The 23,816-nt window shown below is 59.6% G+C and carries 23 protein-coding genes and 2 tRNA genes; 6 read left to right on the forward strand and 19 right to left on the reverse strand.

Translation table 11 applies throughout. The annotated features are described in order from the left end of the window. Positions 1–104: 104 nt before the first annotated feature. The 6 genes from BDD18_RS13735 to BDD18_RS13760 all read right to left on the reverse strand — a co-directional run bounded on the left by BDD18_RS13735 (position 105) and on the right by BDD18_RS13760 (position 7,473). Positions 105–1,508: an amidase gene (locus BDD18_RS13735; protein ID WP_142083755.1), complete on the reverse strand. Its 1,404-nt coding sequence runs from the start codon at positions 1,506–1,508 to the stop codon at positions 105–107. Positions 1,509–1,779: 271 nt separating this feature from the next. Beyond that, complete coding sequence (locus BDD18_RS13740; protein WP_142083756.1) at positions 1,780–3,270, reverse strand: ABC transporter substrate-binding protein; 1,491 nt, start codon at positions 3,268–3,270, stop codon at positions 1,780–1,782. A gap of 176 nt (positions 3,271–3,446) precedes the next feature. Next, a complete protein-coding gene (locus BDD18_RS13745; protein WP_142083758.1) occupies positions 3,447–4,331 on the reverse strand; it encodes an ATP-binding cassette domain-containing protein in 885 nt (294 codons plus the stop codon). After that, positions 4,328–5,371 (reverse strand): ABC transporter ATP-binding protein, encoded by a 1,044-nt coding sequence (locus tag BDD18_RS13750; protein WP_142083760.1) that lies wholly within the window; start codon positions 5,369–5,371, stop codon positions 4,328–4,330. The genes BDD18_RS13745 and BDD18_RS13750 overlap by 4 nt, the downstream gene beginning before the upstream one ends. A 200-nt stretch (positions 5,372–5,571) precedes the next feature. After that, positions 5,572–6,507: an ABC transporter permease gene (locus tag BDD18_RS13755; protein WP_233099960.1), complete on the reverse strand. Its 936-nt coding sequence runs from the start codon at positions 6,505–6,507 to the stop codon at positions 5,572–5,574. A gap of 3 nt (positions 6,508–6,510) precedes the next feature. Continuing rightward, positions 6,511–7,473: an ABC transporter permease gene (locus BDD18_RS13760; RefSeq protein WP_066788129.1), complete on the reverse strand. Its 963-nt coding sequence runs from the start codon at positions 7,471–7,473 to the stop codon at positions 6,511–6,513. Between the two features lie 173 nt (positions 7,474–7,646). On the opposite strand from BDD18_RS13760, the gene BDD18_RS13765 reads away from it, so the two are divergent. Further along, positions 7,647–7,901, forward strand: a complete 255-nt coding sequence (locus BDD18_RS13765) for a YfhL family 4Fe-4S dicluster ferredoxin (RefSeq protein WP_044399600.1) — start codon at positions 7,647–7,649, stop codon at positions 7,899–7,901. Between the two features lie 91 nt (positions 7,902–7,992). Here the strand turns inward: BDD18_RS13765 and pth are convergent, their stop codons facing one another. The 7 genes from pth to BDD18_RS13800 form a co-directional block, all read right to left on the reverse strand. After that, positions 7,993–8,604, reverse strand: coding sequence for an aminoacyl-tRNA hydrolase (gene pth / locus BDD18_RS13770; RefSeq protein ID WP_142083761.1), 612 nt, complete (start codon positions 8,602–8,604; stop codon positions 7,993–7,995). 113 nt (positions 8,605–8,717) lie between these two features. Further along, on the reverse strand, positions 8,718–9,350 hold the full coding sequence (locus tag BDD18_RS13775; protein ID WP_044399594.1) for a 50S ribosomal protein L25/general stress protein Ctc: 633 nt from the start codon (positions 9,348–9,350) through the stop codon (positions 8,718–8,720). 174 nt (positions 9,351–9,524) lie between these two features. Further along, complete coding sequence (locus BDD18_RS13780) at positions 9,525–10,496, reverse strand: ribose-phosphate pyrophosphokinase (protein WP_044399591.1); 972 nt, start codon at positions 10,494–10,496, stop codon at positions 9,525–9,527. 46 nt (positions 10,497–10,542) lie between these two features. After that, positions 10,543–10,619 (reverse strand) — tRNA-Gln (locus BDD18_RS13785). A 30-nt stretch (positions 10,620–10,649) separates the two neighbouring features. Next, complete coding sequence (gene ispE, locus BDD18_RS13790; protein WP_142083763.1) at positions 10,650–11,507, reverse strand: 4-(cytidine 5'-diphospho)-2-C-methyl-D-erythritol kinase; 858 nt, start codon at positions 11,505–11,507, stop codon at positions 10,650–10,652. A 9-nt stretch (positions 11,508–11,516) separates the two neighbouring features. Next, positions 11,517–12,053, reverse strand: a complete 537-nt coding sequence (locus BDD18_RS13795; RefSeq protein WP_244939091.1) for a lipoprotein insertase outer membrane protein LolB — start codon at positions 12,051–12,053, stop codon at positions 11,517–11,519. Beyond that, on the reverse strand, positions 12,050–13,786 hold the full coding sequence (locus tag BDD18_RS13800; RefSeq protein WP_244939092.1) for a tetratricopeptide repeat protein: 1,737 nt from the start codon (positions 13,784–13,786) through the stop codon (positions 12,050–12,052). Before BDD18_RS13800 ends, BDD18_RS13795 begins: the two co-directional genes overlap by 4 nt. A gap of 73 nt (positions 13,787–13,859) precedes the next feature. Here BDD18_RS13800 and mutM point away from each other — a divergent pair, with 73 nt between their 5' ends. The 3 genes from mutM to mutY all read left to right on the forward strand — a co-directional run bounded on the left by mutM (position 13,860) and on the right by mutY (position 17,793). Then, positions 13,860–14,672 (forward strand): bifunctional DNA-formamidopyrimidine glycosylase/DNA-(apurinic or apyrimidinic site) lyase, encoded by an 813-nt coding sequence (mutM, locus tag BDD18_RS13805; protein ID WP_142083766.1) that lies wholly within the window; start codon positions 13,860–13,862, stop codon positions 14,670–14,672. 107 nt (positions 14,673–14,779) lie between these two features. Further along, complete coding sequence (locus BDD18_RS13810; protein WP_066698865.1) at positions 14,780–16,747, forward strand: dynamin family protein; 1,968 nt, start codon at positions 14,780–14,782, stop codon at positions 16,745–16,747. Beyond that, positions 16,744–17,793: an A/G-specific adenine glycosylase gene (mutY, locus tag BDD18_RS13815; protein ID WP_142083768.1), complete on the forward strand. Its 1,050-nt coding sequence runs from the start codon at positions 16,744–16,746 to the stop codon at positions 17,791–17,793. Before BDD18_RS13810 ends, mutY begins: the two co-directional genes overlap by 4 nt. A 58-nt stretch (positions 17,794–17,851) precedes the next feature. On the opposite strand, the gene rapZ is transcribed toward mutY, so the two are convergent. From rapZ to BDD18_RS13830, 3 genes are read right to left on the reverse strand one after another with little or no spacing between them, the layout of a single operon-like run. Next, entirely contained in the window at positions 17,852–18,715 is an 864-nt protein-coding gene (rapZ, locus tag BDD18_RS13820) for an RNase adapter RapZ (protein WP_142083771.1), read from the reverse strand. Beyond that, on the reverse strand, positions 18,705–20,381 hold the full coding sequence (recN, locus tag BDD18_RS13825) for a DNA repair protein RecN (protein WP_142083773.1): 1,677 nt from the start codon (positions 20,379–20,381) through the stop codon (positions 18,705–18,707). The genes rapZ and recN overlap by 11 nt, the downstream gene beginning before the upstream one ends. 2 nt (positions 20,382–20,383) lie before the next feature. Then, the gene (locus BDD18_RS13830) at positions 20,384–21,277 is read right to left on the reverse strand and encodes an NAD kinase (protein ID WP_044399574.1); all 894 of its coding nucleotides are present in this window, start codon (positions 21,275–21,277) and stop codon (positions 20,384–20,386) included. A 28-nt stretch (positions 21,278–21,305) separates the two neighbouring features. Between BDD18_RS13830 and hrcA the strand changes: the two genes are divergently transcribed. Both hrcA and BDD18_RS13840 read left to right on the forward strand, forming a co-directional pair. Further along, the gene (gene hrcA, locus BDD18_RS13835; RefSeq protein ID WP_044399571.1) at positions 21,306–22,310 is read left to right on the forward strand and encodes a heat-inducible transcriptional repressor HrcA; all 1,005 of its coding nucleotides are present in this window, start codon (positions 21,306–21,308) and stop codon (positions 22,308–22,310) included. A gap of 39 nt (positions 22,311–22,349) precedes the next feature. Next, positions 22,350–22,426, forward strand: a tRNA-Ile gene (locus BDD18_RS13840). Positions 22,427–22,669: 243 nt separating this feature from the next. On the opposite strand, the gene BDD18_RS13845 is transcribed toward BDD18_RS13840, so the two are convergent. Genes BDD18_RS13845 through BDD18_RS13855 form a run of 3 tightly spaced genes read right to left on the reverse strand, consistent with a single transcriptional unit; the run spans position 22,670 to position 23,714 of the window. Further along, on the reverse strand, positions 22,670–22,921 hold the full coding sequence (locus BDD18_RS13845; protein WP_142083774.1) for a hypothetical protein: 252 nt from the start codon (positions 22,919–22,921) through the stop codon (positions 22,670–22,672). Beyond that, the gene (locus BDD18_RS13850) at positions 22,908–23,333 is read right to left on the reverse strand and encodes a DUF5681 domain-containing protein (protein WP_276490766.1); all 426 of its coding nucleotides are present in this window, start codon (positions 23,331–23,333) and stop codon (positions 22,908–22,910) included. The genes BDD18_RS13845 and BDD18_RS13850 overlap by 14 nt, the downstream gene beginning before the upstream one ends. Positions 23,334–23,354: 21 nt before the next feature. Then, positions 23,355–23,714, reverse strand: coding sequence for a VRR-NUC domain-containing protein (locus BDD18_RS13855; protein ID WP_142083778.1), 360 nt, complete (start codon positions 23,712–23,714; stop codon positions 23,355–23,357). Positions 23,715–23,816 lie beyond the last annotated feature (102 nt).

A 23,816-nucleotide genomic window follows, 5' to 3' on the forward strand; every position in this document is an offset into this window, starting at 1 on the left:
ATGAGCTTGCGCGAGGGGCGCTGAATACGCCCTTGCCCCACAAAAAAAGCCCCGGTGGCCATGCAGGTTGCCGGGGCTTTTTGCTGCCTTGCGCGAAGAAGTTTTCAGCTCTGGGGCGGCTGCGGCCAGGGGCGTTGCGGGCCGCGGATCTGCTCGAAGGCGTGCGCCACCTGCAGCACGCCCAGGTCGTCAAAGCGTGCGCCGGCAATCTGCAGCCCGATGGGCAGGCCGCTGGCGGTGTAGCCGCAGTTGACCGAAGCAGCGGGTTGCTCCGACATGTTGAACGGCACCGTGAAGCCAATGTGCTCCAGCGGGCGCAGCGGGTCGTTGGTGGGGGAGGGCAGCTCGGCCGCGAATGCGGGCATGGGGGCCACGGGCGAGAGCACGTAATCAAACCCGCTGCACGCCTTGACGGTGGCCACGCGTGTGGTGTGGAACTGCTGGCTGGCTTGGAAGACCTGGGTGCCAGTCATGCCCGCAGCGCTCTCGGCCCAGGCGCGGATGTAGGGCAGCACCTTGGCGCGCTGCGCTTCGGGCAAGGCCTGCAGGTCAGTGTACGAGCGCATGCGCCAGAAGTGGTCCATGCCGTCGAGCATGGCCTGGGTCATGAAGGGCTGCATCAGGCTCACCTGGGCACCGGCCTGCTCGAACAGGCGGGCGGCATGCTCCACAGCGGCGCGCACTTCGGCCTCTACTGGCAGGCCGCAGCCAGCGTCCAGCAGCAGGCCCAGGCGCAGGCCGCGCAGGCGTTGCACGCCCTGGTCGTATTCGCCCCAGGCAATGGGCTGGTAGGGCAGGCTCATGCTGTCGCGCGCATCGGGCAGGCTCAGCACCTGCATCACCAGCGCGGCGTCTTGCACGGTGCGTGTCATGGGGCCCGCTGCGCGGCCGGTGTAGGGTGGGTCGATGGGAATGCGCCCCAGGCTGGGCTTGAGGCTGAAGATGCCGCACCAGCTGGCGGGCAGCCGCAGCGAGCCACCGATGTCGGTGCCAATGTGCAGCGGCCCATAGCCTGCCGCCGCGGCAGCGCCACCACCGGCGCTGGAGCCGCCCGGGCCCTTGCTCACGTCCCACGGATTGCGCGAGAGGGGGTGAAAGCTCGACAGCCCGGAGGACAGCATGCCGTAGTCGGGCATGGTGGTTTTGGCCACCATCACCGCGCCCGCTTCGCGCAGGCGGGCTGCGGGGGGCGCATCGGCTGCGGCAGGCACCAGCGGCACGGCGGCGGTGCCCAGCGGTGTGGGGTCGCCCTGGGTGGCGATGTTTTCCTTGATGGTGACGGGCACCCCGTCGAGCAGCCCCTGGGGCTCGCCGCGCTGCCAGCGGGCTTCGCTCTGGCGGGCCTGCGCCAGCGCGTGCTCAGGCCGCAGCAGGTAGGTGGCGCGGATGTGGGGCTCCCAGCGCTCCATGTGTGCCAGCACAGCCTGCGTGACCTCCACGGGGGACAGCGTGCGCTGGCGGTAGGCGGCCAGCAGGTCTTGGGCGGGCAGGTCGTGCAGTGCGGTCATGGCTGGGGAAGTTTTCAATGAAAATGGCCGCTAGCACTTATTAATAAAGCGCTTGTAGCTATTATTTTGGTAGCAAATGATTCTGGTTATCCATTGCGCCGCGCACCACCCGTGGCCTGTGAAACTGGCGCGACCCATGCGCGGGCAGCCGAGCAAGGGCCTACGCCGGCCGCACCGCCCCGCAGCGAGGGCTGCGTCCCCCTGCCCGCGTGGCGCAGCCAGGCGAGAGCGGGGGGAAGACGCGGAGCGGCTCAGGGGGGTGTTGCTCATCTCAGGACCAGGACAGTGCCGAGAGGTCGTTCACGAACACCGGCATGTCCTTCCACAACCCCTTGAGGTTCTTGTTCGCCACGGTGATCCACTGCGGCTGGTACAGGAAGGCGTGCACGGCGTTGTCGGCCAGCAGCTTTTGCGCCTCGCCCAGCAAGCGGGCGCGGTCTTGGGGGCGCGCGGCATTCTTGATCTGGTTGAACAGGTCGTTGAACTTGGCCGACTGGTAGCCCCAGTAGTAGTCGGGCTTGGCGAAGTTGGCCAGGTCAAACGGCTCCACATGCGAGATCAGCGTGAGGTCGTAGTTCTTGTTGCCGTAGGTACCGCTGAGCCACTGCGCCCATTCCACGTTCTGCGTCTTGGCCACGATGCCCACCTTGGCCAGCTGGGCCACGATGACTTCGCCACCCTGGCGCGCGTACGGCGTGGGCGGCAGGGTCAGCGTCAGCTCCAGCGGGGTCTTGATGCCCGCTTCGGCCAGCAGCTTCTTGGATTTTTCAATGTCGAACGGATTGACGCCCGTGGTGTCCACATAGCCAAACGCTCCGGGCACGTAGTGGCTGCCGATGGGGGCGCCGTAGCCATCGCCCGCACCCTCGATCACGGCCTTGCGGTCAATGGCGGCTGCGATGGCGCGGCGCACGCGCACATCGTCCAGTGGCTTTCTGGCGTTGTTGATGGCCAGGATGGTCTTGGCGCGCGAGCCACTGACCAGCACCTGAAAGCGCGGGTTGGTCTTGAACTGCGGCACGCTACGCGGCGTGACGCGGGGGAACAGGTCCACATCGCCCGCCAGCAGGGCGGCGACTTGCGCAGCAGGGTCGGAGATGAAGCGGAAGGTGGCGCGGCGCAGCTTGATGGTGCTTGCCGCCCGGAAACCATCCCAAGCCGTCAGCACCACCGAGGAACCCTTGTTCCACGCGCCCAGCTGGTAGGGGCCGGTACCCACGGGCTTGGTGGCATTGGTATCGGCGCTCTTGGGTTCCACGATGATGGCCGTGGCCTGGCCCAGGGCGAACAGCAGGTCGGGGTCGATGTCTTTGTTCAGCACCACCAGGGTGTGTTCGTCCACCACCTGCGTGGTCAGGTTGGCAAAGGTGCGCTTGTCTTTGTTGGTGCTTTTCTCGCCGCCAGCACGGTCGTAGGAGAACTTGACCGCAGCGGCGTTGAAGGGCTCGCCGTTCTGGAACTTGACGCCCTTGCGCAGCTTGAAGGTGTAGGTCTTGAGGTCGGGTGAGACTTCCCAGCTCTCGGCCAGCAGGGGCGAGACCGAGCCGTCGGGGTTGATCTTGGTGAGCGTTTCAAAAATGTTGTACTGCACGATCTCGGCAATGGCCGATGCCGCACCTGCCGTGGGGTCCAGGCCTGGGGGCTCCAGGGTCATGGCCAGCACCACCGCATCTTTGCGGTTTTGCGCCAGGGCACCGACGGGCGCGGCCAGAGGAATGGCAGCCAGTGCGCCAGTGGCAAGAACGGATCGGCGATTCAGCATGTTCAACGACTCCTGACAAAGAGCAGACTTGGAATTCAGTCAACACCTGCGCGCATCGGGGCAGAAGGCTGCAGGCAATGTGCAAAAGCGCTTTGTACACCATTGATTGCGCACAGCACGCGGTATCCCATGGCGTACTGACTGCTACGCGACTTCAGCGGCCGCCTTGGCAAGCCCTACGGGTTGCCCGATGCCATCGCTGCTACAGCCATGCGCCGCGCACGGGCCCGCCCTGGCTGCACATGGGGCACCGCAGCCACCAGGGCCTGGGTGTAGGGGTGCTGCGCGTGGTGGAACAGATCGGACGGTGCCCCGCGCTCCACGATTTGCCCTTGGTAGAGCACCACGACCTCGTCGCACAGGTGGTTCACCACGGCCAAATCGTGGCTGATGAGCAGGAAGCTCACGCCAAATTTCTGCTGCAGGTCTTGCAGCAGGTTGAGCACCTGGGCCTGCACCGACACGTCCAGCGCGCTCACGGGCTCATCGGCCACGATGAGCCGGGGCCGGGTGATCAGGGCGCGGGCAATGGCAATGCGCTGGCGCTGGCCGCCGGAGAATTCGTGCGGGTATTTGTCCAGGTCTTGGGGGCGCAGGCCCACCTGGGCGAGAACTTTAGCGGCTTGCTCACGCTGCTGTGCCCGCGTGGTGTGGCCCTGGGCTTGCAGCGGTTCGCTCACGATCCGCGCCACGGTCTGGCGTGGGTCCAGCGATCCGTACGGGTCCTGGAACACCATCTGAAAGTCGCGCCGGGCTTCGCGCAGCGCGGCCGCTGGCAACTGGTGCAGATCGCGCCCCAGCAGGCGCACGCTGCCGGAGGTGGGCGCGTCCAGCGCCATCACGGTGCGCGCCAGGGTGGATTTGCCAGAGCCCGATTCACCCACCACGCCCAGGCTGCGCCCACCATGTAGCGTGAAGCTTACGCCCTTGAGTGCCTGCACTTTGGCGGGCGGGCGCAGCAGGTGCTCGCGGGGCAACGTGTATTCGCGAACCAGGTCGGTCACTTCCAGCAGCGGGGCTGTAGGCGCTTGCGAGGCTGGGGTGTGCGGGAGCGAAGTCATGAACGGGAATGCACGGGCAGTGCGCTCTCTACAACGTGGGCAGGGGTTGCGGCGGGCACCATGGCTTCGGGGCGCAGGCAGCGCACCAGGTGGTCGCCATCGGCATCCTGGGCGACCAGCGTGGCCTCAGGCCGGGTGTGGTGGCAGGCCTGTGCGGTGAAGGCGCACCGCCCGGCAAACGGGCAGCCAGCGGGCAGGTCCACCAGCTCGGGCACCGTGCCTGCAATGGTCGATAGCCGCACGGGCTGCGCTGTTCGGGGCGCCAGTTGCGGCCGCGCCGCCAGCAGGCCCCTGGTGTAAGGGTGGGCCATGGCGGCAAAGACCGATGCGGTGGGCCCGCTTTCGACCACGCTGCCGCCGTACATCACCAGCATGCGATCCACGTTTTGGGAGATCACCCCCAGGTCGTGCGAGATGAGGATGAGCGCCATGTTGCGCTCGGCCACCAGGTCGCTGATGAGGTCGAGGATCTGCTGCTGGATGGTCACATCCAGCGCCGTGGTGGGTTCGTCGGCAATCAACAGGTCGGGCCCGCAGGCCAGCGCCATGGCAATGGTGATGCGCTGGCGCTGCCCGCCCGAGAACTGGTGGGGGTAGGCATCAAAGCGCTGCGCTGCCTGGGGAATGCCGACGCGGTCCAGCAGCGCAATCGCCCGCTGCCGTGCGGTGGTCTTGTCCAGGCCCAGGTGCAGCCGCAGGGGCTCTGCCACCTGGCGGCCAATGGTGTGCACGGGGTTGAGGGCCGTCATGGGCTCCTGAAACACCATGCCGATGCGGTGGCCGCGCAGCCGGCACATTTGCGCGTCGCTGGTACCTACCAGTTCCTGCCCGTCAAAGCGGATGCTGCCGGAGACTTCTGCGCTTTCAGGCAGCAGGCCCATGAGTGCCATGGCGGTGAGCGACTTGCCGCAGCCCGATTCGCCAATCAGGCCCAGGGTTTCGCCGCGTTCCAGCGCAAAGCTCACGCCGCGCACCGCATCGGCCGGGCCGCGGTGGGTCTGCAGGCGCACGCGCAGGTTGGATACTTCAAGCAAAGGCATGGCTGCAGGTTTTCATCGGTTGCGGTACTTCATGCGTGTGTCTACTGTGCATGAAACTGGCGGGGCGTATTGCGCGGCGGCCGCGCAAGGGCCGCCAACCCGCGCAGGCGGCGTACGGCTTGCGTGCGCTGGCTGCGTCCCCCTCCCATAGCGCGCAGCGCGTAGAGAGAGGGGGAAGGCGCGAAGCGACTCAGGGGGAGTCATCTTTTTCTCGCCAGGCGGGGGTCAAGCAAATCGCGCAGGCCATCGCCCAGCAGGTTCAGCCCCAGCACGGCCAGCGCAATCGCTACACCGGGCCACACCGCCAGCAGGGGGGCCTGGAACATGAGGGTCTGCGCCTCGCTCAGCATGCGGCCCCACGAGGGCTCTGGCGGCTGCGTGCCCAGCCCCAGGTACGACAGCGCCGCTTCGGCCAGGATGGCCAGCGCAAACTGGATGGTGGCCTGCACGATCAGCACCGAGAGGATGTTGGGCAGCACATGCTCCAGCGTGATGCGCCAGGGCCCTTTGCCGCAGGCACGCGCGGCCAGAATGTATTCGCGCGCCCACACTGCGTTGGCCGACGCCCGTGTGACCCGCGCAAACGTCGGGATGTAGAAAATGCCAATGGCGATGATGGAGTTGACGATGCCCGCCCCGAACACGGCGGTGAGCATGATGGCCAGCAGCAGGGCAGGGAAGGCAAACGTGAAGTCGGCCAGGCGCATGATGGCTTCTTCCACCCAGCCCTTGCGTGCCGCCGCCAGCAGCCCCAGCGCCGTGCCCACGCCCATACCGATGCCCACGGCGATCACCCCCACCAGAATGGAATTGCGCGCACCCACCATGAGGAGCGAGAGGATGTCGCGCCCGAACGCATCAGTGCCCAGCCAGTGGACTGCCGAAGGGGGCTGCAACTTGGCGGCCAAGTCCACCTCGTAGGGCGACCAGGGCGTCCACACTAAGGAGATGGCGGCCATGCCCAGCATGAGCATCGTCAGCACGGCACCCAGCACAAAGCTGCGGTGGCGCAGGGCCCGATGCCAGCCTTGCCGCCCACGTGAGCTTGCACCCGCCGAAGGCACCTGCCCTAAGGAGGTGGAGGCGGCGGAGGCAGAGGCGGGGTCCATCGCAGAGGAGTCTTTCAACAGGCTCATGGCTCAGATATCGCTGGCTTTGACGCGTGGATCGATCACCGCGTACAGCACGTCCACCACAAAATTCACCACGATCACCATGGCGGCCAGCAGCATGACGCAGTTGCGCACCACGATGAGATCGCGGTTGGAGATGGACTGGAAGATCAACCGGCCCAGGCCCGGCAGGTAGAACACGTTTTCCACCACGATGGTGCCTGCCAGCAGCGATGCAAACTGCAGCCCCATCACCGTGACCACCGGGATCATGGCATTGCGCAGCACATGCCCCCACAGTGCCGCGCGCTGCGACAGACCTTTGGCACGCGCAGTACGCACAAAGTCTTCACGCAGCACTTCCAGCACGGCAGAGCGTGTGATGCGCGCCAAGATGGCCGCCTGCACGACCGCCAGGGCAATGGCCGGCAGCAGCAGGGCCTTGAGCGCTTCGAGTGGGCTGCCGCCACTGGCTTGTGTCCAGCCCGGAAAGCCACCGGCGGAAAACCATTGCAGCTTCACCGAAAAGAGCAGGATCAGCAAAATGGCAAACCAGAAGTTGGGGATGGCAATGCCGATCTGCGCCAGGGCCATCACGCCCACATCCCCCCAGCGGTTGTGGCGCGATGCGGCATACACGCCCGCCAGCAGGGCCAGCACAGCGGTGATGACCATGGCCAGCAGCGCCAGCGGGATGGTGAGCGCTAACCGCTCCAGCACCAGGTCCAGCACCGGGGTGCTGTAGGCGTAGCTCTCGCCCATGTTGCCCACCAGCAGCCCGCCAATCCAGTCGCCGTAGCGCTGCAATGCCGGTTGGTCCAGACCCAGTTTGGTGGCCAGGGCCGCCACGGCCTCGGGCGATGCATCGGGGCCCATCAGCATCTGCGCCGCATTGCCCGGAAGAATTTCCAGCACCAGGAACACCACCGCCGAGGCTCCCAGCAGGGTGGCCATGAGGGTCAACAGGCGTTTGAGGAGAAACAGGCCCATAGAGAAGTGGAGTGGTCGTTGACGGGGAGGTGCTGGTTCGTGTGCATGCGCAGCATACCGGCAAAGCACCCCTGCTGCGGTCAGTGGGTTGCGGGGGCGGTTTGGCTGTGGGCGCGGGTGCGCGGGATAATCGAAGGCATGAAGTCCGTACTGACCCTGCTGGAGACCTGCGCATGGCGTTGATGATCACCGATGAATGTATCAACTGCGATGTCTGCGAGCCTGAGTGCCCCAATGATGCGATTTATCTGGGGCAGGAGATCTATGAGATCGACCCCAGCAAGTGCACCGAATGCGTAGGGCACTTTGACGAGCCGCAGTGCGTGCAGATTTGCCCTGTGGCCTGCATACCGGTGAACCCCCAGCATGTCGAAAGCCGCGAAACCCTGTGGCAGAAGTTTCAGCGACTGCAAGCCGCGAAGTCGTGAATGGACAGGCGTCAGTAGTTCACAGTGTTTTAGGGCTCTAGCGCTTATACAGAAAGCGCTAGCAGCTATCAAAAAAATAGCAAATCAATCGTCAACCTGCTGCAGCGGGGCGTGGTGGCTTGGGCCGTTGCGGCTTGGTGGTGTGCACCAGCAAGGTGGCCTTGTCCATGTCACCTGCGAGCATGGCCGTGTGTGCCTTGAGCGAATGGGCAATGCTGTCTTCGATCAGCGTGCGTTGGTCGGGCGCGGGTTTTTTGAGCACCCAGTTGGCAACTTCTGATTTTTCGCCGGGGTGTCCAATGCCAATGCGCAGGCGCCAGTAATTGGGCGAACCCAGCTGGGCGTGGATATCACGCAGTCCGTTGTGCCCCGCGTGGCTGCCGCCGCGCTTGAGTTTGACCTGCCCGGGGGGCAAGTCCAGCTCATCGTGCACCACCAGAATCTCTTCCGGCTGGATCTTGAAAAAGCGTGCCAGCGAGGCCACTGACTTGCCCGACAGGTTCATGAAGGTCTGCGGCTGGAGCAGCCACACGCTTTGGCCATTCACGCTGGTGCGGCCCGCCAGCCCGTAATAGCTGCGCTCGGGTACCAGGTTCACCTTCAACTCGCGGGCCAGCGCATCAATCCACCAGAACCCGGCGTTGTGGCGCGTGGCCTCGTAATCTGGCCCGGGATTGCCCAGGCCCACAAACAGCTTGATCATGCGAACAATTATCGGTGGTGGTGCTCAAAAAAAACGGCCCACCGAGGTGGACCGTTTTGATGGCCAACCCCGCGAAGAGGTTGGCACAGGAGGATTCAAGCAGAAGCCGAGGCTTACTTCTTGCCCTTGCCCTTGCCCTTGGCATCGGCTGCAGGAGCGGCGTCAGCAGGGGTTTCCACCACAACCACTGGAGCCACCACGGACACCAGCACAGGGTTTTGCTTGTTGCCGCGGATCACAGCGCTCACGCCCTTGGGCAGCTTGATGTCCTTCAGGTGCAGGGAGGTACCCTTTTCCAGCTTGGACAGGTCCACCGCGATGAACTCTGGCAGGTCGGAAGGCATGCAGGTCACGTCGAGTTCGTTCACGACGGGGTTGACCATGCACTTGTCCACCTTCACGGCTGGGGACTCTTCAGCGCCGCTGAAGTGCAGTGGCACCTTCATGTGCAGCTTGGTCTTTTCATCCACGCGCTGGAAGTCGATGTGCAGCACCAGTTGCTTGAAGGGGTGGTATTGCACGTCGCGCAGCAGAACCTTGGAGGTCTTGCCGTTCAGTTCCATGTCCAGCACGCTGGAGTGGAACGCTTCCTTCTTGAGGGCGTGCCACAGAGCGTTGTGGTCCACTTCGATCAGTTGGGGTTCGGCGGAACCACCGTAGACGATACCAGGCGTGCGGCCCGAAATACGCAGACGGCGGCTCGCACCCGTACCCTGCTTGGCGCGCTCAAAAGCGACGAAGTTCATAGTTAGCTCCTGAAAAGGGTCGACCGCGACCAGTCGTTCCCTGTTTAAAAAAGGCTTGTTGGCGTATGGACGCTGTACAAGCCAGGGGTTGTTCCCGAACAGACAAGCCTCCCGAAGGAGGCTTGGTGCAACACCGATGCTGCGTGCCGCCCGCCATGGGGAAGCACCACAGTGTCAACTGTCGTCTTGCTCGGAGAACAGGCTCATCACCGACTCGCCCTTGGCAATGCGCTGGATTGTTTCTGCAATCAGCGGCGCCACAGACAGTTGGCGAATTTTGGTACATCCCTTGGCAGATTCGCTCAGGGGAATGGTGTTGGTCACCACGATTTCATCCAGGGCAGAACCCTTGGAGATGCGTTCGATGGCAGGGCCCGAGAAAATGGGGTGCGTGCAGTAGGCGTACACCTTCTTAGCGCCACGCTCCTTGAGCACTTCAGCGGCTTTGACCAGTGTGCCCGCCGTATCAATCATGTCGTCCATGATGACGCAGTTGCGACCTTCAATCTCACCGATCACATGCATCACTTCGGAGACGTTGGCCTTGGGACGACGCTTGTCGATGATGGCCAAATCGCAACCCAGTTGCTTGGCCAAAGCGCGTGCGCGTACCACGCCTCCAACGTCAGGCGACACGACGATCAGGTCTTCGTAATTCTTTTGACGCAGATCGCCCAGCAAGACTGGCGAAGCGTAGATGTTGTCGACCGGAATGTCGAAAAAGCCTTGAATCTGGTCAGCGTGCAGATCCATGGTCAACACACGCGCCACACCCACAGCTTGCAGCATGTTGGCCACCACCTTGGCGGTGATTGGCACACGTGTGGAGCGAGGACGACGGTCTTGGCGAGCGTAGCCGAAATAGGGGATCACGGCGCTGATGCGCTCAGCCGATGCACGCTTGAGCGCATCAACCATGATCAGCAATTCCATGAGATTGTCGTTCGTAGGAGCGCAAGTGGATTGCACTACGAAGACATCGCGAGCACGGACGTTTTGTTTGATTTCGACGGTGACTTCACCGTCAGAGAAGCGACCCACATCGGCTGCGCCCAGTTGGGTGCCTAGGTGTTTGGCGATTTCAGCTGCCATGCCAGGATTGGCATTGCCGGTGAAAACCATGAAGTCGGGTTGGTTGGCTTGCATGAGCGTCCCAGCAGTCTGAAAAAAAAGCCCGTACGCGAAAGAAATTTGGCAGGGGAAGAAGGATTCGAACCTTCGCATGCCGGAATCAAAATCCGGTGCCTTAACCAGCTTGGCGACTCCCCTACACAGGTCAACTGTCGATGACAGTCAGCCTTAATTTGACTCTGCAACCCACCCTGCCAGAGGATGAATCATCAGATTGCCGCACGTTTTAATTTTCCATGCGCTTGGCGCATCTTGAAAATTAACTTCGTTTGGCATTTGTGCAAACACTGCACTACCCGAGCCCGTCATTCTAGCATGTAATCCTTTGGATTTAAGCCAGTTGATGACTTTTTTTACCTCAGGGCACAGACTTTCTGCGACTGGCTGCAAGTCGTTACGACCGAAATCGTAGTGTGCTGCAGCAAAGCCTAAGATTGTAGCATGATCAGAATCACGTTTTAGAAGCTTGGAAGAAAAAATTGCTTTTGTCTCCAATCCCGCTTCTGGCTTGATCACCACAAACTGGCTGCTGGGCGGCTGTTCATGCTTCTCAAGCGGGCGGATTGTCTCACCAATTCCTTCCACCCAGGCGTTCTGACCTCGCAGAAAGAACGGTACGTCGGCGCCCAGCGTGAGGCCAATACGTTCAAGCTCCGACCCCGTTAGTTTCAACTTCCACAAACGATTCAGTGCGATCAGGGTAGACGCCGCATCGGACGAGCCGCCACCCATGCCTGCTTGGGCGGGGATGCTTTTGTGGACTCCTATGTGCGCGCCAGTCCGGCAGCCTGTGGCTTCCTTGAGCGCGTGGGCGGCACGCAGCACGAGATCAACGGGTGGCAGTGGCGTATTGATGTCTTCCCGGCTGAGTTGCCCGTCAGCGCGGATCTCAAAGTGAAGCGTGTCGCACCAATCAATCAGCATGAAGACAGATTGCAGCAGGTGGTACCCATCGTCTCTGCGGCCTGTGATGTGCAGGAACAAATTCAGTTTGGCGGGGGCTGGGACGTCGTAAAGCGCAAGCATGAGAAAAGACTAATGGGAAAAGGCGATGCGCAAGATAGCCTTGGGCTTGGGGTCTGAACGTTGTGCGGTGATGCGCCCTTGCGAGAGTGCGCTCAGATCGGCTACCCAACCAGCTGCATTCGTCTCGATACCGCGTAGCCAATCAAAAATCGCCTTGATTGGGATGGCTTCTCCCGTAACCTGGGTGAGCAGTGCATCCAATGAGTGCGAGGCCTGTTGCTGTTGGCCTGTCTGTAGCGTTGCGCCAAATGCGCTCCACTTAAATTTACCAAGGGTGTTTCCGAGGGGGCTCAGCAAGATCAATTCGCCTTGATCTTCCGAGCCCTCAAGTTCAAACAAGGCGGAAAAAGACTGCGCGCTTTCCTCTTCTATCTGCAGTGCAAGGCGCCCAGACCAATAGGGCCGCTCGGGCTTCGCGACCAAGCTCGCAGAGGTGCAGCCGAATAGACCCAGCCCCAGCAGACCGGCCGTGCCTGCTGCGAGGAGCGTACGCCGTTGCTGGGCTGAAGACCGCTTGCCGTGTTCGGTGGCGTGAGCTGGGGTCAAAGCGACACTCCGAGGCGCTTGAGCGTGCCCTTCAGTGTTGAATTGTTTGGGTTGAGTCGCAAACCTTCTTGCCAGATGGCTTTTGCTTCGCTCGTGTTTCCTTGGCTCCAGAGAACTTCGCCCAGATGTGCAGCGATCTCTGAATCAGGCTTTTTCGCAAAAGCGAAGCGCAAAAGGCGCGCTGCCTCGGCCTTGTTTCCCAGTCTGAACTCGACCCAGGCCAGACTGTCGGTGATGAAGGGGTCCTCCGGCGCGAATTCCAATGCCTTTTGAATCAGTCGCTTGGCTTCTTCCAGTCTTACTCCTCGGTCGGCAAAGGAATACCCCAGGGCGTTGTACGCATGATGGTAGTCAGGCTGGCGCGCGATCACTTGCCGCAGCAGCGTCTCCATCTCGTCCAGCCGGCCAGTCTTTTCCGCAAGCATGGCTTGGTCGTAGACCAAATCGTTGTCCTCAGGGGTGAGGGCAATCGCTTCGCTTTGCAGTCTGTATGCTTGCTCATTCTCCCCGCTGTCCTTGAGCAGTTGCACTTCCGCCAAAAGTTTCAGGCGACGTTCGTCTGCCGTACTGCCAGGTAGATTGCGCAAAAGCGTCCGTGCTTCAGAGATTTGGCCCTGTTTGGCAAGCAGGGAAGCGCGCTGCCGTTGCACGCTGAAGATCTCGCCAGCGTTTTCAATCCGATCCAGCCAGCTGCGGGCGGCCTCCAAATCGCCTTGCTTTTCGGAAATTTGCGCTGCAAGCGCATAGGCTTGTGTCATCAGCCGTTGGTTGCGTTGAGCCTCTCCCGCGGCATCCGTCAGCTCAAAAAATTTTCGCAATGATCCTTGTGCGCGTTGCATTTCCTGGTTCTGGGTCTGCAAGCTTGCAAGCAAGAGCCAGGCTTCCGGCATATCGGGCTTTTCCTGCGTCACCTTGGTGAGCTGGTCGGATGCTGCAGAGAAATTTGAACGGCTCAGCAGTACCCTCGCATACAGCATGCGAATCTCTGTATTGGAGTGCTTCTCCAAATACTGTTGCACGAAAGGCTCGGCCGCGCTGATTCCTTCGTCCATGAGTTCCAGCGCGAGTCGTGCTTGGCCCTCATAAGCCGGATCCATGGCTTTTGATTTGGCAAGGCTCTGCAGGGATCCGGCTTTGTCATCGGCGGCAAGTTGCAGGCGTCCTAGTGAGATCCATGCAGCAGCTCCAGTGGAACGGTTTTCCAGTTCGCCTTTAAACGCTTCTTTCACAGCGCTCACTGCGGCAGCCTTGTCTGCGATACGTCCGTACATTTGCGGTACGGCACTCAGAATGCCCGCTCTGTTCGGAAGCGGTGCTTGCTCAATGAACTGGCGCAGAGGGCCTGCTGTTTCTCCCACCTTGTTGAGTGCAATCAGTATCTGTAGTACGTAGCGGTTGGCCTCTCGCGATTGGGGATGGTCCTCCTGCCATGCTTTTGCTGCTGCCAGGGCGTATTCGCCAGAGCGTGACTGCAGAGCAATGTCCGCAGCTCTTTGGTAGAGTTGTTCGCTTCTAGAACGCCGTGCCGCGTCCAGAATCAAAGCATAGCCAGCCCCCGGGTCCCCGGTTCGTGTAGTTACTTCACCCAGCAAAATTTCGTAGAAAAGATTGCCATCCAGTTTGGCGTTAGGTGGTGGCGGATTGGATCCGTTTGAAGTAGGTGAGGCGGGCGGGTTTGCCTGTGCTCCGCCGAAAGCTGTCGCGAAGGACAGGGCAACAACCACGGGGATCATTCGAAAGCGATGAGTATGCTCCATCGAACCATAATAATCCACATGTCTGTCTCTTTGCTCGTCGGGGGCGCCTATGCCTGAGTTGCCCGAGGTAGAGGTGACGCGCCGCAGTTTCGCCGAGGCGATTGCGGGTGCACGTATCCTGGCAGTTCGTTTGGGGAAGCCGCTTCGTTGGCCCTTGGGCTGCCCGGCCGAGTCATTGGTGGGCTTGAATGTCGTGGGGGTTCGCCGCCGCGGTAAGTATCTGTTGATTGATCTTGATCGGGGGCTTTTGCTCGTTCACTTGGGGATGTCTGGCAGCTTGCGATTTTCCGGTAGTCAGCCAGAGCCGGGTAAACACGATCACTGGGATCTACAGACCTCGGCGGGCACGCTTCGCTTGCACGACCCGCGCCGTTTCGGAGCTGTTGTTTATGCCCAGGAAGAAGAAGCCCCTGTGGCTAAAAAGCTTTTGGGTGGGCTGGGTATGGAGCCTCTTGGGCCTTCGTTCTCCCTGCAGACTTTTCATCAGGGCGTCAAAGCCAGTCGCCTACCCGTCAAGCAATTATTGTTGGCGGGGAAGTTGGTGGTAGGCGTTGGCAATATTTATGCATCCGAGGCGCTTTATCTTGCGGGAATCCGTCCCACGGTTCGGGCATCCTCTCTGGGGCCAGTGCGTATCCAGCGGCTGTATCAAGCCATAGGGCAGGTTTTGGGCAAGGCGATAGAGCTGGGAGGAAGCAGTCTGAAAGATTTTTCAAGTGCCGACGGATCTTCAGGGCATTTCCAGAACGCTGTTCAGGTGTACGGCCGGGCGGGATTACCGTGTTACGTTTGCGGCACCCCCGTGAAAATGGTCAGACAAGGGCAGCGCAGCAGCTTTTATTGCGCGAGTTGCCAACGTTAGTTGCGCCTCTGTCCTAGGTTGCCAGTCCAAGAGTGAGCTTGTGGACGGTCGGTGCTATATTTTGTTCATGTCTGCTTGCAGACCGACCATTGCATTCCGGGAGCAAAGTGGGACCCTCATTCAACGAACAGTTCGACCAGCATGGCGCGTGGCGTCGCGCCTTTGCACAGCAGCTCAAGCAACTTGCAGAGTGGATGTCGAACCATGACCTTATGGACGCAGCAGTCCAAGAGCGACTGCAGCGCCTTGAAGGACAGGTGCGCACAGACAAAGTCATGGTTGCGTTTGTCGCTGAGTTTTCTCGAGGTAAGTCGGAGCTCATCAACGCGATTTTCTTCGCCGATTATGGGCGGCGCATCATGCCTGCCAGTGCTGGACGCACGACGATGTGTCCAACCGAGCTGGGTTACGACTCAGCACTGCCTCCGAGCCTTCGGCTGCTTCCCATTGAAACGCGCCTTCAAATGCAAGGTTTGGCAGATTGGCGTCTGAAGCCTGAGCGTTGGGTGGAGATCGCATTGGACGTGAACAACGCGGACCAAATTGCGAAAGCCTTAGAAAAGGTATCTGAAATTCGGCGGGTTTCCATTGAGGATGCCCGTGCTTTGGGTTTCTGGCATGACGATCTGACGGACGAGAACCCAGTTCCAGATGTTGACGGTTTGGTTGAAGTGCCCATGTGGCGCCATGCGCTGATCAATATTCCACATCCCCTGCTCAAGCAGGGTTTGGTGATACTGGATACGCCTGGATTGAACGCCGTGGGTGCAGAGCCAGAACTTACGGTGAACCTCATTCCGCAGGCCCATGCGGTAGTGTTTATTTTGAGTGCAGATACGGGCGTCACTCGCTCGGATCTCTCAATATGGCGAGAACACCTGGCGACCTCCACGGACAGCATGGATGCGCGGTTGGTGGTTCTCAACAAGATTGATACGCTCTGGGACTCGCTGAACTCGCCTGAGCAGGTTCAAGCCCAATTGGGCAGGCAGTGCCGGACCTCTGCAGAGATGTTGGGCATCCCTTTGGAGCAGGTGGTACCTGTTTCGGCTCAGAAGGGCTTGGTCGCAAAAATTGCCTGTGACGATGTGTTGCTGGAGTCCAGTGGCCTGCCAGCGTTTGAGGAAGTCCTGGCACAGGGTGTGATGGGACGCCGCCAAGCGATCTTGCGGGCCGCCGTTGCTACCGGTGTTGCCAATCTGCGAGCCGAAACATCCCGTGTCATCAACATCCGGCGTCGCGATCTCGATGACCAGATGGCTGAGTTGCGGAGTCTGCGTGGGAAGAATGCTTCTGTCATCGAGAGCATGCGCCATCGGATTGAGCAAGAGCAGGAGGAGTTTGACCGCAGTGCCGCGAAGATTCAGGCAGTTCGTGCGGTTCACCTCAAACTGTTGCGCGAAGTCTTTCAGCAGCTGGGCTCCAAAGCGCTCAAGACTGAACTTACGGAACTGTCCAAATTGCTGCAGCAAAAGGGCTTGAAGCTCGGAGTGCGAAAAATCTACCTGGAGACCTTTGACAAGCTCAAAGGCACTGTCGATAAGGCTCAAGCTTCTGGCGTGGAGATCCAGGCCATGCTCGCTGGCACCTTTCGTCAGTTGAACGCAGAGTTTGGATTTTCTCTACAGGTTCCACCAGCGCCACAGCTGGAGCATTTTTTGCAGGATTTAGCTCATATTGAGCAGAGCCACCTGCAATATCTGGGCGTCAGCAATGCGCTGAAACTCGCTCAGCCAGAGTTCTCTGAGCGTTTGGTGCGTGCTTTGGGAACCCGCCTGCGTACCGTCTACGAGTCTGCTGCCAATGATCTGGAGCTGTGGAGTAAGTCTGCGACGGCGCAGCTGGATGCGCAATTGAGGGAGCGTCGTCGTAGTTTTTCGCGACGCATTGAGGCGGTAGACCGTATTCAACAGGCTGCAAGCGGCCTGGTCGAGCGTATTGCCGAAATTGAGGCGGGTGAAGATGAACTGATTCAACTGGAGCAGCGGTTGCAAGAGCTGACTTCGCAGTTGATCGAGCTACCAGAACAAGAGTCTTCCCAAAAAGATACGCCCGTGGACTTTCTGTTGGCATGAGCGAGTCTTTGGAGTCCGTAGCCACTCGGGTTGTGCGGTGGCAGGCGAGTCATGGACGCAGTCATCTCCCCTGGCAGCAGACCCGCGACCCCTACAGGGTTTGGTTGTCGGAAATCATGCTGCAGCAAACCCAGGTGAGCACCGTGTTGGGTTACTACGCACGTTTTCTGGAACGATTCCCGGATGTGGACGCACTTGCCAGCGCTTCACAGGATGAGGTGTTAGGCCTCTGGAGCGGCCTGGGTTATTACAGTCGTGCCCGAAATTTGCATCGGTGTGCGCAGCTGGTTGTTGCGGAGCACGGCGGGGTTTTTCCTTCGTCTGCTGAACTCTTGGCGAAGTTGCCGGGAATCGGTCGCTCCACCGCAGGAGCGATTGCCGCATTTTGTTTCTCCCAGCGAGTACCGATTCTCGATGCCAATGTGCGTCGTGTATTGACCCGAGTGGTCGGATTCGATGGTGATTTGGCGGTAGCCAAGAATGAACGAGCGCTTTGGGAGCATGCAGAGGCCTTGCTTCCCGTCTCTGACCTTGCTGCAGCAATGCCACGCTACACCCAGGGGATGATGGACTTGGGTGCGGGGGTGTGCACCCCTAAAACTCCACAATGTCTGATTTGCCCTTTGATGGGCGTGTGCGTGGCACAGAAGGAAGGCGCTCCAGAGCGGTACCCCGTCAAAACACGAAAGCTAGTCCGCAGGTCGGAGTCTTGGTGGTTGCTCTTGCTCATACGGTTGGATGGAGCCGTTTGGCTTGAAACTCGCCCATCCACTGGCATATGGGCGGGCTTGCAATGCGCGCCGATTTTTCCTGATCGTGAGACCGCAGCCAATGCAGCTGCCGCAATCGCACCTTTGGCTTCGCTGCGTGAGCACGCTGCTTTTTTACATGTGTTAACCCATCGCGACTTGCATCTTCATCCTCTGGCAATAGCGGTGGATCACGAGTGCCGGCCTAGCGAGACTGGGCGGTGGTTCCAGGCAACGGAATGGCCACAAGCCGGGCTACCTGCACCCATGCGCAAGATCCTTGAGGACTTGGCATAAGGCCGCTGCAGCATTCAACGACGCCTGATATGGGAGTCCAGGGCATGACAGTGCCTGTCTAGCGACCATCCATCTCTCTATGGCGCCGGAGGACTTTCCAACGTTGCTCGAAACGACGTGCCAATTGTTCTACCAAGTAGACAGATCGGTGTTGTCCACCTGTGCATCCGATAGCCACCGTGACGTAGCTTCGGTGGTTCTGCTCAAGCACATCCAGCCAATAGGCCATGAATTGCTCAATGTGCTGTTCCATGGTGACTACCTCTGGCTGTTGTGCCAAAAACTCTGCCACAGGCGCATCCAAGCCGGTCAAATCTCTCAGGGAGCTTTCGTAGTGTGGGTTGGGTAGCATCCGCACGTCGAACACGTAATCGGCATCCACGGGAATTCCCCGCTTGAACGCAAAAGACTGGAACACCAGCGTCATTCCTCCTGCGGCAACCGACAGCAGTCCTTTCACATAGCTTTGAAGTTGTGACGACCTGATGTGGCTGGTGTCGATCACGTGAGACTGCTCGCGAAGGTCTGCAAGAAGTTCTCGTTCGAGTTCAATGATTTGAACCAAGGCTTGGCGTCCTTGTAGTAATTCGTCGTTGGATAGCGGATGACGCCGTCTCGTTTCCGAAAATCGACGAATCAATGTGCCTGTAGTGGCATCGAGAAAAAGCGACTGGACGACGATGCCTTGTGACTTGAGACGATCGAGTTCTTTGGGAACCTGGGGTAATGAGGTAGCACTGCGCACATCCATGGCAATCGCTACACGGTTGCCATGGTACTTGTGTTCAAGATCCACGAATGCAGCGAGTAACTCTGGTGGGAGATTGTCCACGCAGTAGTAACCAGCATCTTCCATTGCATGCAGGGCGACCGACTTGCCTGAGCCTGACATACCCGTGATCAATACGATTTCAAGTGCCATTGCTGTCCCCGCGTTCAGACCCGGCAACCTCCAGCATTTCCTTTGCATGGGCCAGGCTCGTTTGTGTTGGGCGTTCTCCGCCTAGCATTCTTGCAATCTCAGCGACCCGAGCGCTGCCGGTCATGCTTTGCACGGTGCTGGTCGTACCTGCTTTGGACCGCAGTTTGGACACTTGCAAGTGGTGGTGTGCACAGGATGCAACTTGAGGTAGGTGGGTGACGGCTAGAACCTGCCGATCTGCACCAAGCTGTTGCATTAACCGCCCAACCGTTTCTGCAACGGCGCCGCCCACCCCGGAGTCCACTTCATCAAATATCAGGGTAGGGGCACGTCCCAACTCGCTCGTTGTGACTGCAATCGCCAGGGATATGCGAGACAACTCCCCCCCCGAAGCCACCTTGCCTATTGGCTTAGGCGTTGCGCCCGGATGCCCTGAGACCAAGAAGGAGATTTCATCCAGCCCATGCGATGCAGGTTCAGTCAATTTTTTGATCTCAACCTCAAACTTTCCTCCTTGCATTCCAAGGCCGTGCATGGCCTTGGTGATCGATGAGGACAATCGTGGTGCTGCCTTTGACCGTTGCACCGACAAGGCTCTTGCTGCAGCGTGGTAAGCGCGTTCGCTCGAATCGGCCTTTGCAGTCAATGCTTCAATATCCCTTGAAGCATCGAGTTGCTGCAGTGACTGTTTCCACTCCTGCAGCAGCAGCGGCAAGTCGGCAGGTGGACGCTTGTATTTACGCGCCAAGTTCAGCCACAGGGAAATTCGAGTGTCCAACTCTGCTAGTCGTTCTGGGTCTACTTCTGTCCTGCGTAAATAGCTGTGCAGGGAGTGAGCGACGTCACCGGCTTGCGCCAGGCAAGACGACAGTACATCCGACATCGCGCTGAAATCCGCTTCAACATGTTCCTGGTTCTGTAGCGCCGTATGGGCTTGAGACAACTGGTCCAAGGCGCCGTTGTCTTCGTCTTCCAATATTCGAAGGACACGTTGTGCCGCCTCAATCAGTGCATTGGCGTTGGATAACCGCCTATGGGCCGAGTCCAGCTCCTCCCACTCATCTCTTTGTGGTGCCAGCTTTTCCAGTTCGGCAATTTGCCACTGAAGTCGGTCACGTTCTTGCTGCAGAGTCGCCTGTGCCTCGCGAGCTTGCTGTAGAGCCTTTTGCGCTTGTCGCCATTGGGTCCAACGTGCCATGGTGTCGGTTGGATTGGTTCCTGCGTATGCATCCAGCAGGTTGCGTACTGATTCTGGGCGAGTCAAGCTCTGCCAAGCATGCTGACCATGGATGTCCAACAACTGCTCGCCCAGAGATCTCAACTGAGTTGCTGTCACTGGCACTCCGTTGATCCAGGCACGGCTTTTACCTTGGTTGTCTACGGTACGCCGCAAAAGTATCGCAGCTTCCGCATCAATGCCTGCTTCTTCCAACCATGGTGTAACGTGGTCAGGAACATCGAACTCCGCGCAGATATCGGCTTTGGCTGCGCCCTCCCGTACAACGCTGGTGTCAGCCCGTGCGCCCAGCACGATCTGAAGTGCATCGATCAAAATGGATTTACCTGCCCCTGTTTCTCCTGTCAGAACGGTAAAGCCAGGTTGTAATTCGAGGTCTAGTGACTCCACGATCACGAAATCGCGTAGCACCATGCGCTTGAGCGCCATGCTCAGGACCCCCCCTCATTCCAGCGGAGCTTTCGCCGCAAGGTCGCAAAGTAATTCCAACCAGCAGGGTGGAGGAAGCGCACACAGTGTTCTGAGCGTCGCACCAAGATTCGGTCGCCATGCTGAAGTGAAGCTAAAGATTGCATGTCAAAGTTGGCACTGACGTCCCGCCCACTGACCACCTCCACGGCGACTTCTGTCGCGTCCGAAAGAACGATCGGGCGGTTGGAGAGTGTGTGCGGTGCGATGGGAACCAAAACCCAGCCTGGAATAGCGGGGTGCAGCATGGGGCCCCCTGCGGACAGTGAATATGCAGTGGACCCTGTCGGCGAGGCGATGATCAATCCGTCCGCTCTCTGGTTCGAGACAAATCGGCCCCCCACCTCAACACGCAACTCCACCATTCCCGATGTTCCGCCGCGATTGACCACCACATCATTCATGGCGAACGCTTCGAACACCATCTCTTCGCCTCTCATCACGCGTGCATGCATGAGGGGCCTTGAGTCTTCCTCATATTCGCCGCGCAACATGGGGCCCAAGGTAGTCTGGTACGCTTCAAAGGGGATGTCGGTGATGAAGCCCAATCTGCCTTGATTGATGCCAATGAGCGGTACCCCATGGCGTGCCAGCCTACGTGCGATGCCTAGCATCGTGCCGTCCCCGCCGACCACCAGCCCCACGTCGCAAGTGGCCATTTCCTCCACTTGAATTGATTGAAATTCTGTAAGCCCAGTGTTCTGCGCTGTCTCTGCTTCCAGCAATACCTCGCAGCCCAAGTTCGTCATGAAGTCAGCAATCTTCTCAAGGGCCAGCAAGCTACTCTCGGACATGCCTGGAGCCGCAGAGGGTTGGTATTTGCCGATGAGCGCGACACGACGGAATTTCAGAGTCATTTGGAAATTACATCATTAAAATCAAACCATGCTCGATGACCGTGCCAAGTTGTTGCTCAAAGCGCTGGTCGAGCGCTACATCGCAGACGGCCAGCCCGTAGGCTCACGCACGCTTTCTCGGGCCTCCGGGCTGGATTTGTCTCCTGCCACCATCCGCAATGTGATGGCGGACTTGGAAGAGTTGGGGCTTATTGCAAGTCCCCACACCTCGGCAGGGCGTGTACCTACAGCCCGAGGCTACCGCTTGTTCGTGGACACCATGTTGACGGTGCAGCGGGACGGGCTGGAGGCTCCGCAGTTGATGCCCGAGCAGCCGCAAAAAGTGATCGCGAATGCGGCTCATCTTCTGTCCAGTCTGTCTCAGTTTGTCGGTGTGGTCATGGCACCCCGCCGCAGTTCGGTATTTCGTCACATAGAGTTCTTGAGACTGTCAGAACGCCGGTTTTTGGTGATCATCGTTTCGCCTGAGGGCGATGTTCAAAATCGGGTCATCTTCACTGATTCCGACTATTCGCAATCCCAGCTTGTCGAAGCTGCCAACTTTCTCAACGCGCACTATGCAGGTTTGGAAATGGAGCAGGTCAGGGAGCGCTTGAAGTCGGAGGTGGATTTGTTGAGAGGCGAGATCGCCTCTTTGATGCAGGCTGCGGTCAACGTGAGTTCTGAGGCGTTATCGCAAGCCCAGGATGAAGTCGTGATTTCAGGGGAGCGGAATCTGCTGTCAGTGAGCGATTTTTCCAGTGACATGGGGAACCTTCGCCGGGCGTTTGATCTGTTCGAGCAAAAGACGCAAATCCTGCGCTTGCTCGATATCTCGAGCCAGGCCGAAGGCGTGCGCATCTACATTGGGGGCGAGAGTCAGGTGGTTCCTTTCGAGGAGCTGTCCGTGGTCAGCGCTCCTTATGAGGTCGATGGCAAAGTTGTCGGAACGTTGGGGGTGATCGGCCCGACGCGCATGCCGTACGACAAGATGATCCAGATCGTGGACATCACTTCCAAGCTGGTTTCCAACGCGCTCAGTTACCGCAAATAAACGCCTTACAATCCGTCGTCCTGAGAAGCAGGCTGGTTTGGGGCGTTAGCTCAGTTGGTTAGAGCAGAGGACTCATAATCCTTTGGTCGCGGGTTCAAGTCCCTCACGCCCTACCAATACAGACAAGGGTTCATTGCTATAAAAACAGTAGTGAACCCTTTTTCTATTCTGGGCTTGTAGGCAATCTGTAGGCAACTTGCCCGAATGCAGCCCAGCACCAGACAAAAGAAAAGCCCCACACGGGGGCTCTTAGGGGTCTGACAAAACAGGGGGGCTCTCGCGCACGCGCGCGGAACGTTCCAAAAAGAAAAAACCCAGCGGGTAAGGCTGGGTCTGTTCGGGGGGGGTGCGGTCAGGCTTCACTTGCCAGCCATCAGCAAAGCACAGCCCGGCCTGTTGCGCGTCACCTCGCGGGATGCCCGGTCTATTAGCTCTTGCTCAGTCTCTCCAGGCTGGCGCGTCCATCGCTGGCTTCCATTCTGGTCATGCAGTTCCTGCACTTCTTCATCAAGGTTTCCACGCCTCAGGGGTTGAATAACGATGGTCGTAGGCCCTTCATCCATCGAAACCCCCTTTTCCAGCTCGGCAATTCTCTTTTCAAGGCTTTGCATTCTTTTCCTCCAGCACCTCGATACGGCGCGCCAGTTCGTCAATCTCAGCCACTCGGGCTAGCGTACCAATAGCACCCAGCAGCGCGGCACCTTGTCCGGGTGCAAGCTCTCCAGCGGCCACGGATGCCAGCACGGCGCGTCCTTGTTGGGTTAGGGTGCCATCGGGCAGGCTCAGGGCTTGAGACTGTTCAGCGGCCTTCAATGGGGCTATGGCACGCTCCAGCAGCAGGCGGGCGGCTCCCACATCGCCATCAAGGGCGCGGGCCATCATCGCGGCCAGTAGTTCGGGCACGCGGTCTGCAATAGCGGCTCGCAGCTTTGCCACTTCACCCGTCCCAGCCGGGCGGCCCTTTGGGTTTCCAGACTGGCCCGGCTTCCATGCAGCGGCGGGCGGATTTCTTCTTGTCGCCATCGGTGTTCCTTTTGTGCTTTTTCAGTTGTTGAGTTGTTCGCGCACATCGCGGCAGTCACGCGCCACAAAGGCAACGCCACCAGCGCAGCGGATGCGCTCCAGGAATAGGGCTTGCTCGGGGCGCAGGCGTCCGGCCTGGGCTTTCACTTCCACACCCAGCAAGCGGCCATCCTTCAATTGCCCCAGCACATCGGGGCAGCCCTTGAACCCAAAGCGGATAAAGCGGCCTTCCACCTTGGCAGCCCCGGTATTCATGCGCTCACACCACGCCACGGCGGGATGCGTTCTCAGCGCCTTCAATACTTCCACCAGGGCGGCAGCTTCGGGGCGGCGGTTGGCTCGGGGTGTCTGTTGTTCCAGGCCGAAAAGGTCAGCATTCATTGCCAAACCTCCCCACCGAAAAAATCACCGAACTTCCACCCCCTATATATAGGGGGCGGTGAATTTCGGTTACGGATTTCACCGAAAACAGACGGAACGGTG

Source organism: Acidovorax temperans (assembly GCF_006716905.1).
GTDB classification, from domain to species: domain Bacteria; phylum Pseudomonadota; class Gammaproteobacteria; order Burkholderiales; family Burkholderiaceae_C; genus Acidovorax; species Acidovorax temperans.